The sequence below is a fragment of the Enterobacter chengduensis genome, assembly GCF_001984825.2.
GTDB classification, from domain to species: Bacteria; Pseudomonadota; Gammaproteobacteria; order Enterobacterales; family Enterobacteriaceae; genus Enterobacter; species Enterobacter chengduensis.
The window spans coordinates 986,415-999,735 of the sequence record NZ_CP043318.1; the positions used below are offsets into that span (position 1 = coordinate 986,415).

Annotated in this window: 12 protein-coding genes; 8 read left to right on the top strand and 4 right to left on the bottom strand. The window is 54.3% G+C overall.

Translation table 11 applies throughout. The features are described from left to right. Positions 1-328 precede the first annotated feature (328 nt). The 4 genes from FY206_RS04720 to map all read right to left on the bottom strand — a co-directional run bounded on the left by FY206_RS04720 (position 329) and on the right by map (position 5,219). Entirely contained in the window at positions 329-718 is a 390-nt protein-coding gene (locus FY206_RS04720) for a DUF3461 family protein (protein ID WP_008501916.1), read from the bottom strand. 111 nt (positions 719-829) lie between these two features. Beyond that, positions 830-1,654, bottom strand: coding sequence for a 2,3,4,5-tetrahydropyridine-2,6-dicarboxylate N-succinyltransferase (gene dapD, locus FY206_RS04725; protein WP_008501915.1), 825 nt, complete (start codon positions 1,652-1,654; stop codon positions 830-832). Between the two features lie 32 nt (positions 1,655-1,686). Then, positions 1,687-4,362 (bottom strand): bifunctional uridylyltransferase/uridylyl-removing protein GlnD, encoded by a 2,676-nt coding sequence (gene glnD / locus FY206_RS04730; RefSeq protein ID WP_032644177.1) that lies wholly within the window; start codon positions 4,360-4,362, stop codon positions 1,687-1,689. Between the two features lie 62 nt (positions 4,363-4,424). After that, positions 4,425-5,219, bottom strand: a complete 795-nt coding sequence (gene map, locus FY206_RS04735) for a type I methionyl aminopeptidase (RefSeq protein WP_015572721.1) — start codon at positions 5,217-5,219, stop codon at positions 4,425-4,427. Between the two features lie 321 nt (positions 5,220-5,540). Here map and rpsB point away from each other — a divergent pair, with 321 nt between their 5' ends. From rpsB to rseP, 8 genes are all read left to right on the top strand, one after another. Continuing rightward, positions 5,541-6,266: a 30S ribosomal protein S2 gene (gene rpsB, locus FY206_RS04740; protein ID WP_003856207.1), complete on the top strand. Its 726-nt coding sequence runs from the start codon at positions 5,541-5,543 to the stop codon at positions 6,264-6,266. Positions 6,267-6,383: 117 nt separating this feature from the next. Next, a complete protein-coding gene (gene tsf / locus FY206_RS04745; RefSeq protein ID WP_006173611.1) occupies positions 6,384-7,235 on the top strand; it encodes a translation elongation factor Ts in 852 nt (283 codons plus the stop codon). A 150-nt stretch (positions 7,236-7,385) separates the two neighbouring features. Further along, a complete protein-coding gene (gene pyrH, locus FY206_RS04750) occupies positions 7,386-8,111 on the top strand; it encodes a UMP kinase (protein ID WP_008501910.1) in 726 nt (241 codons plus the stop codon). Between the two features lie 167 nt (positions 8,112-8,278). Beyond that, the gene (frr, locus tag FY206_RS04755) at positions 8,279-8,836 is read left to right on the top strand and encodes a ribosome recycling factor (protein ID WP_014882629.1); all 558 of its coding nucleotides are present in this window, start codon (positions 8,279-8,281) and stop codon (positions 8,834-8,836) included. 93 nt (positions 8,837-8,929) lie between these two features. Further along, complete coding sequence (gene ispC, locus FY206_RS04760; protein WP_032644131.1) at positions 8,930-10,129, top strand: 1-deoxy-D-xylulose-5-phosphate reductoisomerase; 1,200 nt, start codon at positions 8,930-8,932, stop codon at positions 10,127-10,129. A 186-nt stretch (positions 10,130-10,315) separates the two neighbouring features. Beyond that, positions 10,316-11,074: a (2E,6E)-farnesyl-diphosphate-specific ditrans,polycis-undecaprenyl-diphosphate synthase gene (gene ispU, locus FY206_RS04765; protein ID WP_024907522.1), complete on the top strand. Its 759-nt coding sequence runs from the start codon at positions 10,316-10,318 to the stop codon at positions 11,072-11,074. Between the two features lie 12 nt (positions 11,075-11,086). Next, entirely contained in the window at positions 11,087-11,944 is an 858-nt protein-coding gene (gene cdsA, locus FY206_RS04770) for a phosphatidate cytidylyltransferase (protein WP_032644132.1), read from the top strand. 11 nt (positions 11,945-11,955) lie between these two features. Beyond that, positions 11,956-13,308 (top strand): sigma E protease regulator RseP, encoded by a 1,353-nt coding sequence (gene rseP / locus FY206_RS04775; protein WP_032644133.1) that lies wholly within the window; start codon positions 11,956-11,958, stop codon positions 13,306-13,308. The last annotated feature ends 13 nt before the right edge of the window (positions 13,309-13,321 follow it).

Here is a 13,321-nt window from a genome sequence, read left to right on the forward strand (position 1 = left end):
AACGTGCCAGGGTGGCTCAATCGCCACCACCCTGGCGACCCGGGCTCCCGGCGGTAAATCGCCGCTTCGCGGTGCCCTCAGCTTATTCCTTCCGGCTTATCGGGGACGGGCGGAGGTAACGTCCCTGTAAAGGCCGCCCTCTCGGCGCATCCATGCGCCTCGCCCCGGCCTGCAGGAAACGCTTCGGCGATTTACAGCCGGACCAGGTCATTGCTGTAAGGCATTCATAATCCTGATGCTAGATACGTCGCTTCAGTTAAAAAAATTACTGGGGATTCCCCAGCCCTGTGGGAGAGGGCTGGGGTGAGGGCATCAGGCTGCACCCAACTCATTTGTTGCGGGTTAATTTCTCAAGATCCGCTTCAATTTCGCTGATCTTGTTGGTCACAACGCTTTCAAGGTGACGCAGATCGTCAAGGATCTTACGCTTGAGATCGACTTCGGTGCGGTCGCGCTGGCAGATCTGATCGAGTTCATCGATCACATAGCGCAGGTTAGGGCTGATTTCCTGTACTTCTTTGTATCCCTGACCTACGCCGTCAGCAACAACGGTCTTACGCTGGCGCGGGTATTTAAACTTCACGCTTTTGGCGAAAAACTCTCCTTTGTCCTTGTGAAAATAGATTTTCAAAATATCGTTATTGGCTTCCTGACGGAGGCTGTAACGATCAATTTCATCAGGATTGGTAATGCCCAGACTTTTCAGATTATCGTACATAGCGGTACCCTTGATCTCAACATAACCTTTGAATAATTAACGAAAAAATCTATTTTCGCCACCCTCAGATATAAAAAAAGCGGGGTTGCCCCCGCTTTTTGTTATACCCGATTAATCGATGGTGCGCAGCAATTCGTTGATGCCCACTTTACCGCGCGTTTTCGCATCCACTTTCTTCACGATAACCGCACAGTAGAGGCTGTATTTGCCATCTTTTGACGGCAGGTTGCCGGAAACCACCACGGAGCCGGCCGGAACGCGACCGTAGTGAACTTCGCCGGTTTCACGGTCGTAAATACGGGTGCTCTGACCGATGTAAACGCCCATGGAGATCACGGAACCTTCTTCAACGATCACGCCTTCAACCACTTCGGAGCGCGCGCCGATGAAGCAGTTGTCTTCGATAATGGTTGGGTTAGCCTGCAGGGGCTCCAGTACGCCACCGATGCCCACGCCGCCGGACAGGTGAACGTTTTTACCGATCTGCGCGCAGGAACCCACGGTGGCCCATGTATCAACCATGGTGCCTTCATCAACGTAAGCGCCGATGTTCACATAGGATGGCATCAGCACGGTGTTGCGGGCGATGAATGCGCCCTGGCGAACTGCCGCAGGCGGCACCACGCGGAAGCCTTCTTTCTGGAAACGCGCTTCGTCGTAGTCAGCGAACTTCATCGGCACTTTATCGAAGTAGCGGCTTTCTGCGCCATCAATAACCTGGTTATCGTTGATGCGGAAAGAGAGCAGCACGGCTTTCTTCAGCCATTGATGAGTGACCCACTGACCGTCGATTTTTTCTGCCACGCGCAGCGCGCCGGAATCCAGCAGGGAAATCACCTGGTTTACCGCTTCACGGGTCACGGTATCCACATTTGCCGGGGTAATCTCGGCGCGACGCTCAAAAGCGGACTCAATAACGTTCTGTAACTGCTGCATTGTTTACTCTTTCCATTTCACTAAAAAACATATCACCCTTTATCGTTTGGATTGAGGGCTGCTGTCAACCGTTGTTGCACTTCAAGCTGCAGGTCATTATTAAGGGCACGCCGGTCCGCTGTCGCGATTATAAATAAATCTTCTACTCGCTCGCCAATGGTTGTAATTCGGGCCCCATGAAGCGAAATTCCCAGATCGGCAAAAACCTGGCCGACGCGGGCAAGCAGCCCCGGCTGGTCGAGCGCGATCAGCTCGAGGAACGATTTACGGTCGGTGTGGGTCGGCAGGAAATTGACCTCGGTATCGACGGTAAAGTGGCGCAATTTCGCCGGCTGGCGACGCGGCTGCGGGGGCTGCCAGCTGCGCTGGGTAATGGCCTGCTCCAGACCAAAACGGATCCCTTCATGCCTGTCCGACGACAGCGGGCTGCCGTCCGGCTCCAGCACGATAAAGGTGTCCATCGCCATGCCGTCGCGGGTAGTGAAAATCTGCGCGTCGTGAACGCTCAGGTTACGCCTGTCCAGCTCGGCGCAGACCGCAGCAAACAGATAAGGTCGGTCAGGGCTCCAGATGAAAATCTCCGTTCCGCCGCGGGTGGCCTGCGGGCTGAGCAGGATCATCGGCTGGGAGAGATCGTGCTTGAGCAGATGCCGCGCGTGCCACGCAAGCTGGTTTGGGCTGTGGCGGACAAAATAGTTGGCGCGACAGCGGGCCCAAATCTGATGCAGCGCCTCTTCATCAATGTTATCCATCCGCAGCAGCGCCAGCGCCTGAAGCTGGTGATGACGCACGCGCTCGCGCATGTCCGGGGTATTTTGCATCCCGCGACGCAGCTGTTTTTCGGTGGCGAAGTACAGCTCGCGCAGCAGGCTCTGCTTCCAGCTGTTCCACAGGGTTTCGTTGGTGGCGCAGATATCGGCCACCGTCAGGCAGACCAGATAGCGCAGACGGTTTTCCGTCTGGACCTCTTCGGCGAACTGCTTGATCACCTCCGGATCCTGAATATCACGACGCTGCGCGGTGACCGACATCAGCAGGTGATGACGCACCAGCCAGGCGACCAGCTGCGTTTCGCGCGAGTTAAGCCCATGCAGCTCGGCAAATTTCAGCACGTCCTGCGCGCCGAGCACCGAGTGGTCACCGCCGCGGCCTTTGGCGATGTCGTGGAACAGGGCGGCAATCAGGATCAGTTCCGGATGGGTGAGCCGCGGCCACAGCTCTACGCAGAGCGGGTGGCGGGATCGCGTCTCTTCTTTCGCAAAGCTTTCCAGCTTGAGCATCACGCGGATCGTGTGTTCATCCACCGTATAGGCGTGGAACAGATCGAACTGCATTTGCCCGACGATGTGCGACCACTGCGGCATATAGGCCCACAGCACGCTGTGGCGGTGCATCGGCAGCAGGCCGCGGCTGACGGCGCCCGGGTGGCGCAGCATGCTCAGGAACAGCGAGCGCGCTTCCGGGATATAGCACAGCGGCTGTGTCAGATGGCGGCGCGCGTGGCGAAGATGGCGCAGGGTGGTGGAGTAGATCCCGGTGATGGTGCTGTTGCGCACCATGGTATAAAACATCCGCAGAATCGCTTCCGGCTCGCGGATAAACAGCGTGTCGTCCCGCAGATCGATAAGCGTGCCGCGCAGCTGGAATTCGTCATCAATCGGGCGCGGCTTTTCGTCCGCCGTCAGGGCGAGAATGGCCTCGTCGAACAGCTGCAACAGCATCTGGTTCAGCTCGGTCACCCGGCGGGTGACGCGGAAGAAATCCTTCATCATCTGCTCAACCGGTTCGTTACCTTCGCCCTGATAATTCAGCCGCTGGGCCACGCTGAGCTGGCGGTCAAACAGCAGGCGGTTATCGTAGCGGGTGACCTCCAGATGCAGAGCAAAGCGGATGCGCCAGAGCAGGTGCAGGCACTCGTTCAGCTCGTTACGCTCGGCCTCGGTTAAGAAGCCAAAGCCGACCATCTCGTCCAGCGAGGTGGCGCCAAAATGGCGGCGGGCGACCCACTGCAGCGTGTGGATATCGCGCAGGCCGCCGGGGCTGCTTTTAATATCGGGTTCAAGATTGTAGCTGGTGCCGTGGTAGCGCTGGTGGCGCTGGTTTTGCTCCTCGACCTTCGCGGCGAAGAACTTTTCTGACGGCCAGAAGCCGTCGCTGAAGATGTGTTTTTGCAGCTCCAGGAACAGCGCGACGTCACCGATCAGCAGACGGGTTTCAATCAGGTTGGTGGCGACGGTCAGGTCAGATAATCCTTCCAGCAGGCACTCTTCCAGGGAGCGCACGCTGTGGCCGACTTCCAGCTTCACGTCCCAGAGCAGGGTCAGCAGCTCGCCAATTTTTTGCGCCTGTTCGTCCGGCAGCTTTTTGCGGCTTAAGATCAGGAGATCGATATCGGAAAGCGGATGCAGCTCTCCGCGGCCATAGCCCCCGACCGCGACCAGCGCGACGTCGCTTACCTGTCCGAATCCGTACTCGATCCACAGACGCTGCAGCAGCTGGTCGATAAATTCGGTACGCGCTTCGATGAGCTGCTCGGCGGACACGCCGGCGTCGAACGCGCTGCCCAGCCAGCGATGGAACGTTTCCATGTGGGCTTTAATGTGGGCGCAGGTCAGCTCGTTCGATGGCCAGACGCCCGGGTTATCGGGCTGGTCGGGGAGGGTGGGAAGGGCTGTGTTAGCATACTGTTCGGGTAAAAGATTACTCATCGTGCGCCACCCATAAGAAAAAGCTATCGCCATTAAAAAAGCCGGCATTTGCCGGCTTCTTATCACTCAATGTTCGTCAGTATCGCCGGGATAGTGTCATCCTTGCGCAACGTCATAATTTCGCAGCCGTTGTCCGTTACCACAATAGTATGCTCGTACTGCGCAGACAAGCTTCGGTCTTTGGTTTTCACCGTCCAGCCGTCTTTCATGGTGCGGATACGGTAGTCACCCGCGTTGACCATTGGCTCAATGGTAAAGGTCATGCCTTTTTGCAGCACCACGCCGCCGTCATCGGCATCATAGTGCAGAACCTGCGGTTCTTCATGGAAGACGCGACCAATGCCGTGACCACAGTACTCGCGCACCACGGAGAAGCCTTCTGCTTCCACAAATTTCTGGATTGCCGCACCAATGGTACGCAGGCGAATGCCCGGCTTCACCATTTTCAGCGCCAGGTACAGGCTCTCTTGCGTCACTTTGCACAGACGCTCGCCAAGAATAGTCGGCTTGCCGACGATGAACATCTTAGAGGTGTCACCGTGGTACTCGTCTTTAATGACGGTCACGTCGATGTTGACGATGTCGCCATCTTTCAGCAGTTTTTCATCGTCCGGGATGCCGTGGCAAACCACTTCATTAATGGAGATGCAGACGGATTTTGGGAAACCGTGGTAGCCGAGGCAGGCGGAAACCGCGTGCTGCTCGTTCACGATATAGTCGTTACAGATGCGGTCCAGTTCACCGGTGCTGACGCCCGGCTTCACGAACGGTTCGATCATTTCCAGCACGTCCGCGGCCAGACGACCGGCGACGCGCATCTTTTCAATTTCTTCAGGTGTCTTAATAGAGATAGCCATGTAATCTGTCCATCGGTGTCGATTTTTTCGACAATACTAGTCTAAGTGTCGTCAATGGTATCAGTCAGGCACGCCCCGTGCCAAATTGAGAATCATTAACAGCACACTCCGCCAACAACTGTTGGTTTCTGGTCGTGTTTTGTGGTATAAAGCGCGCCGGACTTCCGATCCATCTCAGATACACAGGCTGGACGGGAGCGACAAATCTCACTTTGTGTAACAACACACACGTATCGGCACATATTCCGGGGTGCCCTTCGGGGTCGGTAATATGGGATACGTGGAGGCATAACCCCAACTTTCAATATAGAGGTTTTAAACATGGCAACTGTTTCCATGCGCGACATGCTCAAGGCTGGTGTTCACTTTGGTCACCAGACCCGTTACTGGAACCCGAAAATGAAGCCTTTCATCTTCGGCGCGCGTAACAAAGTTCACATCATCAACCTTGAGAAAACTGTACCAATGTTCAACGAAGCCCTGGCTGAGCTGAACAAGATCTCTTCCCGTAAAGGTAAGATTCTGTTCGTTGGTACTAAGCGCGCTGCAAGCGAAGCTGTGAAAGATGCTGCTAACAGCTGCGACCAGTTCTTCGTGAACCATCGCTGGTTGGGCGGCATGCTGACCAACTGGAAAACTGTTCGTCAGTCCATCAAACGCCTGAAAGATCTGGAAACCCAGTCTCAGGACGGTACTTTCGACAAGCTGACTAAGAAAGAAGCGCTGATGCGCACTCGTGAACTGGACAAGCTGGAAAACAGCCTGGGCGGTATCAAAGATATGGGCGGCCTGCCAGACGCGCTGTTCGTAATCGATGCAGACCACGAGCACATCGCTATCAAAGAAGCTAACAACCTGGGTATCCCGGTATTCGCTATCGTTGATACCAACTCCGATCCGGACGGTGTTGACTTCGTTATCCCGGGTAACGACGACGCAATCCGTGCTGTTAGCCTGTACCTGAGCGCTGTAGCTGCTACCGTTCGTGAAGGCCGTTCCCAGGATCTGGCTTCTCAGGCGGAAGAAAGCTTCGTAGAAGCTGAATAATAAGGTTTTACCCCTTATTAGTACCGTGTATGAATAGGGGCCCATTACCGGCCCCTTTTTTCAATTTACACTGTTTGGCCCCCGGCCGGGCAGTTCACATCTCCCGAGGATTTAAGAATGGCTGAAATTACCGCATCCCTGGTAAAAGAGCTGCGCGAGCGTACTGGCGCAGGCATGATGGATTGCAAAAAAGCGCTGACTGAAGCGAACGGCGACATCGAGCTGGCAATCGAAAACATGCGTAAATCCGGTGCGATCAAAGCAGCTAAAAAAGCAGGCAACGTTGCTGCTGACGGCGTGATCATCACCAAAATCGACGGCACCTACGGCATCATTCTGGAAGTTAACTGCCAGACTGACTTCGTTGCTAAAGATGGCGGTTTCCAGGCATTTGCGAACAAAGTTCTGGACGCAGCTGTTGCTGGCAAAATCACCGACGTTGAAGTTCTGAAAGCACAGTTCGAAGAAGAACGTGTTGCGCTGGTTGCTAAAATCGGTGAGAACATCAACATCCGTCGCGTATCTTCTCTGGAAGGCGACGTTCTGGGCTCTTACCAGCACGGTGCACGTATCGGTGTTCTGGTTGCGGCTAAAGGCGCTGACGAAGAGCTGGTTAAACAGCTGGCTATGCACATCGCTGCAAGCAAACCAGAATTCGTTAAGCCAGAAGACGTGTCTGCTGAAGTGGTAGAAAAAGAGTACCAGGTTCAGCTGGACATCGCGATGCAGTCTGGTAAGCCAAAAGAAATCGCAGAGAAAATGGTTGAAGGCCGTATGAAGAAATTCACCGGCGAAGTTTCTCTGACTGGCCAGCCATTCGTAATGGACCCAAGCAAGTCTGTTGCTCAGCTGCTGAAAGAGCACAACGCTGACGTAACTGGCTTCATCCGCTTCGAAGTGGGCGAAGGCATCGAGAAAGTTGAGACTGACTTCGCAGCAGAAGTTGCTGCAATGTCCAAGCAGTCTTAATGATTGAAAAGGAGCCGCCTGAGGGCGGCTTCTTTTTGTCACCCGTCACAGGAAATCAGACAGGCTCCAGTATCGCTGTGCTGATTTGCGGCATATCATGTCGCCAGAATTAACCCCCATCTTAATCGTTGACAGTCTCAGGAAAGAAACATGGCTACCAATGCAAAACCCGTGTACAAACGCATTCTGCTTAAGCTGAGTGGCGAAGCGCTGCAGGGATCGGAAGGCTTCGGTATTGACGCAAGCATCCTTGATCGCATGGCACAGGAAATCAAAGAACTGGTCGAACTGGGTATCCAGGTTGGCGTGGTTATTGGCGGTGGCAACCTTTTCCGTGGTGCTGGTCTGGCGAAAGCGGGGATGAACCGCGTTGTGGGCGACCACATGGGTATGCTGGCAACCGTCATGAATGGCCTGGCAATGCGTGATGCGCTGCATCGCGCCTATGTGAACGCCCGCCTGATGTCCGCGATCCCCCTGAATGGCGTTTGCGATAATTACAGCTGGGCAGAAGCCATCAGCCTGCTGCGCAACAACCGCGTGGTGATCCTCTCCGCCGGTACGGGCAACCCGTTCTTTACGACCGATTCCGCTGCCTGCCTGCGCGGTATCGAGATCGAAGCCGATGTGGTCCTGAAAGCGACCAAAGTAGACGGCGTGTTTACTGCCGATCCGGCAAAAGATCCGTCTGCCACCATGTACGATCAGCTGAGCTACAGCGAAGTGCTGGATAAAGAGCTGAAAGTGATGGATCTTGCCGCCTTCACGCTGGCTCGCGACCACAAACTGCCGATCCGTGTCTTCAATATGAACAAGCCTGGCGCACTGCGTCGCGTGGTCATGGGCGAAAAAGAAGGCACTTTGATCACGGAATAATTTCCGTTGACGATAAATACAGGTAAGATTCCGCTTTATTTTGTAGTGGTATCTTACCCGGGCGCGCCTTTGGCGTTGTCATGAATTAAACGCGACTATACTTAGCACACCTGTAGCGCTGTGCTGGCGGATAGTCTGCCTGAGACAAGTTTTCAAGGATTCGTAACGTGATTAACGACATCAGAAAAGATGCTGAAGTACGCATGGAAAAATGCGTAGAAGCGTTCAAAACCCAAATCAGCAAAATCCGTACCGGCCGTGCTTCCCCAAGCCTGCTGGATGGCATCATCGTAGAATACTACGGCACGCCAACCCCGCTGCGTCAGCTGGCGAGCGTCACGGTAGAAGATACCCGTACGCTGAAAATCAACGTGTTCGATCGCTCTATGAGCCCGGCCGTTGAGAAAGCGATCATGGCCTCTGACCTCGGCCTGAACCCAAGCTCTGCGGGTTCTGATATCCGCGTTCCGCTGCCTCCGCTGACGGAAGAGCGTCGTAAAGATCTGATCAAAGTGGTGCGTGGCGAAGCTGAGCAGGGTCGTGTATCCGTGCGTAACGTTCGTCGCGACGCGAACGATAAAGTAAAAGCGCTGCTGAAAGAAAAAGAGATCAGTGAAGATGACGATCGTCGTTCTCAGGACGACATTCAGAAAATGACCGACGCGGCCATCAAGAAAATTGATGCGGCGCTGGCAGACAAAGAAGCGGAACTGATGCAGTTCTGATTTCTGTCGTACACTGATAAACGCCGTTCAGAGGGACTTCGGGTCTTGCTGGCGGCGTTTTGCTTTTATCTGGTCTAACTTTTCGGGCATCTCATGAAGCATTTAACACTCCTCGGCTCAACCGGCTCTATTGGTTGCAGCACTCTCGACGTTGTTCGCCATAATCCTGAACTTTACACCGTGACTGCGCTGGTGGCCGGTAAGAATGTGCAGCGGATGGTCGAGCAGTGCCTGGAGTTTGCGCCCCGCTATGCGGTGATGGATGACGAAGAGAGCGCGCGCCTGCTGAAAGCTCAGCTGCTTGAGAAGGGCAGCCGAACCGAGGTGCTGAGTGGCCAACAGGCAGCCTGCGAGATGGCGGCTCTGGATGAGGTGGATCAGGTGATGGCGGCTATCGTCGGGGCGGCAGGATTATTGCCGACGCTTGCCGCGATTGATGCCGGTAAGGATGTTCTGCTGGCCAATAAAGAGTCGCTGGTCACCTGTGGACGCCTGTTTATGGATGCGGTGAAGCAGCGCGGTGCGCGTCTTTTGCCGGTCGATAGCGAACACAACGCGATTTTTCAGAGTTTACCGCAACCTTTTCAGCAAAACCTGGGGTACGCTGACCTGGAGCAGAATGGCGTAGTGTCGATTCTGCTTACCGGGTCTGGTGGCCCGTTCCGTGAAACGCCACTGTCTGAACTGCGCGCCATGACGCCGGATCGGGCGTGCCGTCATCCGAACTGGTCGATGGGGCGTAAAATCTCCGTGGATTCAGCCACCATGATGAACAAAGGTCTGGAATACATTGAAGCGCGCTGGCTGTTTAATGCTTCAGCGAAACAGATGGAAGTACTGATTCACCCGCAATCGGTGATTCACTCGATGGTGCGTTATCAGGATGGCAGCGTGCTGGCACAGCTGGGCGAGCCGGACATGCGTACGCCGATTGCCCATTCCATGGCGTGGCCAAATCGAGTGAAATCCGGCGTGAAGCCGCTCGATTTCTGCAAGCTAAGTTCCCTGACGTTCAGTGAACCAGACTATGACCGCTACCCTTGTCTGAAGCTTGCGATAAGTGCCTTTGACCAGGGGCAGGCGGCGACAACGGCACTGAATGCTGCCAATGAAATTACCGTTGACGCATTTCTGAATCAGCAAATTCGTTTTACCGATATCGCGGCGTTAAATTTATCGGTACTGGAGATGATGGATTTGCGCGAACCACAAAGCGTGGAAGAGGTGCTGGCGGTGGATGCAGCTGCGCGTAATATTGCGCGCCAACAGGTGACACGTCTCGCAAGCTGGTGATAAAGCAAGCACTAGTCGTCGTGCTATTTGTTAGCGTTGGGCTTCAGTGATATAGTCTGCGCCACCTGATCGCAGGTATTTGACTTAGTGTGGTCAGGTGAGCCGTGGTTTGACACGGCTTTTTTATGTATAGGCTTCAGTATTCCTGAGTACCGTTAAATCCTTTTCAGGGACAAAAAACGCGTTATGTTGTCTGCGAATCAACCAATAAGCGAAAATTTGCCAGCTCATGGCTGTCGTCATGTAGCAATCATTATGGATGGCAATGGCCGCTGGGCGAAAAGACAAGGGAAGATACGAGCCTTTGGGCATAAAGCGGGGGCGAAATCCGTTCGCCGCGCCGTTTCTTTTGCCGCCAACAACGGCATTGATGCGTTAACGCTCTATGCTTTTAGCAGTGAAAACTGGAATCGACCGCTGCAGGAAGTGACAGCGTTGATGGAGCTGTTTGTGTGGGCGCTAGATAGCGAAGTAAAAAGCCTGCACCGCCACAACGTCCGCCTGCGCATCATTGGCGATACCAGTCGTTTTAACTCACGTTTGCAGGAACGGATTCGTAAAGCAGAGGCGCTGACGGAAAATAATACCGGTCTGACGCTGAATATCGCGGCGAATTACGGTGGACGCTGGGATATTATCCAGGGCGTTCGGCATCTGGCCGAACAGGTTCAGGAAGGGCTGTTGAGACCCGACCAAATTGATGAAGAGGCGCTGAGCAAGCAAATCTGCATGAATGAACAGGCGCCTGTGGATTTGGTAATTAGGACAGGGGGGGAGCATCGCATAAGTAACTTTTTGATATGGCAAATTGCCTATGCCGAACTTTACTTTACGGATGTTCTTTGGCCCGATTTTGATGAACAAGACTTTGAAGGTGCGCTGCATGCCTTTGCCAATCGAGAGCGTCGTTTCGGCGGCACCGAGCCTGGTGGCGACAAAGCCTGATGGGGGTAGCTTTTGCTGAAGTATCGCCTGATTTCCGCTTTTGTATTAATACCCATTGTCATTGCGGCGCTGTTTTTACTGCCCCCGGTGGGATTCGCGATTGTCACGCTGGTGGTGTGCATGCTCGCCGCGTGGGAATGGGGACAGTTTAGCGGCTTTACCTCGCGCTCTCAGCGAGTATGGCTTGCGGTACTTTGTGGCTTTATCCTGGCCATAATGCTGTTTACGCTGCCTGAATATCATCATGATATTCATCAGCCGCTGGTCGCCGGTTCCTTGTGGATATCGCTGGCCTGGTGGGTGGCGGCGCTGTTTCTGGTTCTTTTTTATCCAGGCTCAGCGGCTTTATGGCGTCATTCAAAAGTGCTGCGACTGATTTTCGGTTTGCTCACCATAATTCCTTTTTTCTGGGGTATGGTTGCGCTGCGCGCCTGGCACTACGATGAAAACCACTACAGCGGTGCGATCTGGCTGCTTTATGTGATGATTCTGGTCTGGGGGGCTGACTCCGGGGCCTATATGTTTGGTAAACTGTTCGGCAAACATAAGCTGGCGCCGAAGGTTTCTCCGGGCAAAACCTGGCAAGGATTCATCGGCGGCCTGTTTACGGCAGCGATCATCTCCTGGGGCTACGGCGTCTGGGCGAATCTTGAAGTGGCACCGTCAATACTGCTGGTGTGCTCGATTTTTGCTGCGCTTGCCTCCGTGCTCGGTGATTTAACCGAAAGTATGTTTAAGCGTGAAGCAGGGATAAAGGACAGCGGACACCTGATTCCAGGGCATGGCGGCATACTGGATCGCATTGATAGCCTGACAGCGGCTGTTCCCGTGTTTGCGTGTTTGCTTTTACTGGTATTCGGGACGATTTAACGGAAGGTTTTATGCTGAGCATTCTCTGGAATCTGGCGGCGTTCATTGTTGCACTGGGTGTACTGATTACCGTGCATGAATTTGGCCATTTCTGGGTTGCTCGCCGCTGTGGCGTGCGCGTAGAGCGGTTTTCCATCGGTTTTGGTAAATCACTCTGGACGCGCACCGACCGTCACGGCACGGAATTTGTCATCGCCCTTATCCCGCTGGGCGGCTACGTCAAAATGCTCGACGAACGCGTCGAGCCCGTCGCGCCAGAGCTGCGACACAGCGCATTCAACAATAAAACCGTTGGACAACGCGCTGCCATCATTGCTGCCGGACCGGTAGCCAACTTCATCTTTGCGATTTTCGCTTACTGGCTGGTGTTTATCATCGGCGTCCCTGGCGTGCGCCCGGTGGTGGGTGAAATTGCGCCCAACTCCATCGCGGCGAGTGCGCAAATTACATCTGGGATGGAACTTAAAGCGATTGATGGCATCGAAACCCCTGATTGGGATGCCGTTCGACTGCAGCTGGTAGCCAAAATCGGCGATCCGCAGACCACCATCAGCGTATCGCCGTTTGGTTCAGATGCGCGTCAGGACAAAGTCCTTGATTTACGTCACTGGCGCTTCGAACCAGACAAAGAGGATCCCGTCGCTGCGCTGGGCATTCGTCCACGCGGCCCGCAAATCGAGCCGGTATTAGCCGAAGTCCAGGCCAATTCGGCGGCGAGCAAAGCGGGTTTGCAAGCGGGCGACAGGATCGTTAAAGTCGATGGTCAACCATTAACAGAGTGGATGACCTTTGTTACTCTGGTGCGCGATAATCCGGGAACGTCTCTCGCGCTGGAAGTTGAAAGGCAAGGCAGTCCGCTTTCGCTGACGCTGATCCCGGATACGAAGTCGGTCGGCAAAAAGGCAGAAGGGTTTGCAGGCGTGGTGCCAAAAGTGATCCCGCTGCCAGACGAGTACAAGACAATACGCCAGTATGGGCCGTTCAGCGCCATCCTTGAAGCCACGGATAAAACATGGCAACTGATGAAGCTGACGGTCAACATGTTGGGGAAATTGATAACCGGTGATGTGAAACTGAACAACCTCAGTGGGCCAATTTCGATTGCTCAGGGGGCTGGGATGTCAGCGGAATTCGGGGCGATTTACTATCTCATGTTCCTCGCGCTCATTAGCGTGAACCTTGGGATAATCAACCTGTTTCCGCTTCCCGTTTTAGACGGGGGTCATCTGCTGTTTTTAGCGATTGAAAAGCTAAAAGGCGGACCGGTATCCGAGCGAGTTCAAGACTTTAGTTATCGCATTGGCTCGATTTTGCTGGTGCTGTTAATGGGGCTTGCACTTTTCAATGATTTCTCTCGGTTGTAAGAGAGTTAGTTAG

Excerpts from the sequence above, each read along its gene's own strand:
- dapD (WP_008501915.1), bottom strand. The coding sequence starts at position 1,654 with ATGCAGCAGTTACAGAACGTTATTGAGTCCGCTTTTGAGCGTCGCGCC.
- glnD (WP_032644177.1), bottom strand. The coding sequence starts at position 4,362 with ATGAGTAATCTTTTACCCGAACAGTATGCTAACACAGCCCTTCCCACC.
- ispC (WP_032644131.1), top strand. The coding sequence starts at position 8,930 with ATGAAGCATTTAACACTCCTCGGCTCAACCGGCTCTATTGGTTGCAGC.
- FY206_RS04720 (WP_008501916.1), bottom strand. The coding sequence starts at position 718 with ATGTACGATAATCTGAAAAGTCTGGGCATTACCAATCCTGATGAAATT.
- tsf (WP_006173611.1), top strand. The coding sequence starts at position 6,384 with ATGGCTGAAATTACCGCATCCCTGGTAAAAGAGCTGCGCGAGCGTACT.
- ispU (WP_024907522.1), top strand. The coding sequence starts at position 10,316 with ATGTTGTCTGCGAATCAACCAATAAGCGAAAATTTGCCAGCTCATGGC.
- pyrH (WP_008501910.1), top strand. The coding sequence starts at position 7,386 with ATGGCTACCAATGCAAAACCCGTGTACAAACGCATTCTGCTTAAGCTG.
- rseP (WP_032644133.1), top strand. The coding sequence starts at position 11,956 with ATGCTGAGCATTCTCTGGAATCTGGCGGCGTTCATTGTTGCACTGGGT.
- map (WP_015572721.1), bottom strand. The coding sequence starts at position 5,219 with ATGGCTATCTCTATTAAGACACCTGAAGAAATTGAAAAGATGCGCGTC.
- rpsB (WP_003856207.1), top strand. The coding sequence starts at position 5,541 with ATGGCAACTGTTTCCATGCGCGACATGCTCAAGGCTGGTGTTCACTTT.